This window comes from Mesobacillus sp., assembly GCF_049588175.1.
Classification (GTDB): Bacteria; Bacillota; Bacilli; order Bacillales; family Cytobacillaceae; genus Mesobacillus.
The window spans coordinates 1-1795 of sequence record NZ_JBAVFI010000129.1 but is presented as its reverse complement, the minus strand read 5'-3'; the positions used below and the strand labels follow the sequence as shown (position 1 = coordinate 1795).

Annotated in this window: 2 protein-coding genes; one reads left to right on the top strand and one right to left on the bottom strand. The window is 39.8% G+C overall.

Annotation, left to right across the window (positions count from 1 at the left end):
* Positions 1-209: 209 nt before the first annotated feature.
* Entirely contained in the window at positions 210-1268 is a 1059-nt protein-coding gene (ytvI, locus tag WB217_RS03195) for a sporulation integral membrane protein YtvI (RefSeq protein WP_423990569.1), read from the top strand.
* A 141-nt stretch (positions 1269-1409) separates the two neighbouring features.
* Here ytvI and WB217_RS03190 read toward each other — a convergent pair.
* A partial coding sequence (locus WB217_RS03190) for a sterol carrier protein domain-containing protein (RefSeq protein WP_423990567.1) occupies positions 1410-1795 on the bottom strand: 386 nt, incomplete at its 5' end.

Below are 1795 nucleotides of genomic sequence, written 5' to 3'. Positions count from 1 at the left end.
TTTTGGAGGAGTCTACGCGCCTTCCACTACAATCAACAGGTTTTAAAAAACAACATTGAGGCTTTAACAGAGCCTAATTTTTAGCTGTCTCCAATCAACAAGTAACTAAATCAACAACAGCCCTTTTTTTAGCTGAAGGGCTTATAGGGCCAAAGTATTTTGTTTGTCATGTGGTATATACTCACAAGGAGTATAGAAAGGAGTTCCCATTGTCCGGTATTTTTACAAAACGATTCATCTTCATAACATTGATTGTCATGCTTGTAGCTGCAGGGCTATACGTTATCCTGCCGGTATCTATCCCGCTTATTGTTGCTCTGATCACAGCTCTTTTTCTTGAACCAGCGGTTGTGTATTTCCAGAAAAAATTCAAGATAGGGCGCCGTCTCTCTGTACTCGGCATCTTTCTATCATTTGTTTTGCTTATGGTAGTTACCGGTTACTTCCTAACCACGACTGCAGTAACAGAAGCAATAGACCTTATCGAGAACACGCCAGTATACATAAATGAAATAACGAATGCCTGGTACAAAGCAGAAAATAGTTTTGTGGAAGCAGCTAATGATCTTCCTAAGGAAGTAGTTATTGAAATCAGCGACCGGGCTGAGGAATTTTTGAATAAGCTCAAAAATGACATGATTGCCTTCATTAATATAAACAATTTGAAGGCATTGCTGACCTATATCCCTAACTTTCTGATTAGTTTCCTTGTCTACTTGATTGCATTATTTTTGTTCTTGCTTGAATTACCAGCATTAAGACAAGGTGTGTACAGTCACTTAACTGAGAAAACGGCTGACAAGGTCCACTTTATGACTTCAAGGCTGTCATATGTCGTATTTGGATTTCTAAAAGCTCAATTTCTGGTCAGCGTCATCATTTTCATAGTATCTTTGATTGGCTTGCTCTTCATTGCGCCGGAATATGCTATTGTCATGTCTGCTATCATATGGGTGATTGATTTTATTCCGCTCATCGGTTCAATCGTCATATTGGCACCGTGGTCCATTTTCCACCTTGCTACAGGCAATATTGCGCTGGGAACCCAGTTGGCAGTCCTGGCAGTCATTTTATTAATCATCCGCCGCACAGTGGAGCCAAAGGTAATGGGAAGCCATATCGGCCTTTCACCACTGTCAACACTGATCGCCATGTATCTTGGCTTAAAGCTGTTCGGCATCCTAGGCTTCATCATCGGTCCACTGATCCTTATTGGATTCAACTCAGCTAAAGAAGCAGGCATAATAAAAATGAAATTTAAAATATAGCTAAATAAACCCGGGCGCTTTAGGTGCACCCGGGTTTTACATTGTATTTACTATTGTGGCGGCATGTCAGGTTTTACACTCTTTAGCCTCATGCCTTATAAAAACGTGCTTTATAGCAGACAAGATGTCAAATGAGCCAGATTAGAAGAAATCATAGAAAAAAGGCTTGAATGGAGGAATCAATTTCTCCAACTCTTGTACCTCATCATAATTACCTTGGATCATATCCATTTCAAACAACTCCAATGGCCGCTTATAACCAAATAGCATGGCAGTAAGAGAGTTCACATTAAGATTCAATCCTCTCTGCGGCGGCTTTACACAAGAACTTCCTTCTTTAACAGGATAGAATTTAACCCCTTCCCCTCCAATTAAAAAGGTTCCGCTGTTCCATGGTGCAATAGAGTCTTCTAAATGTAAAAAGACTTTACTGCCATCATTATTGAAGGGATAGGACTCTATTGCTTTTTCAGCATTTACAATCCTACCCATAAAGTATGGATATACTTCTGTTTTTATCTTAGGCA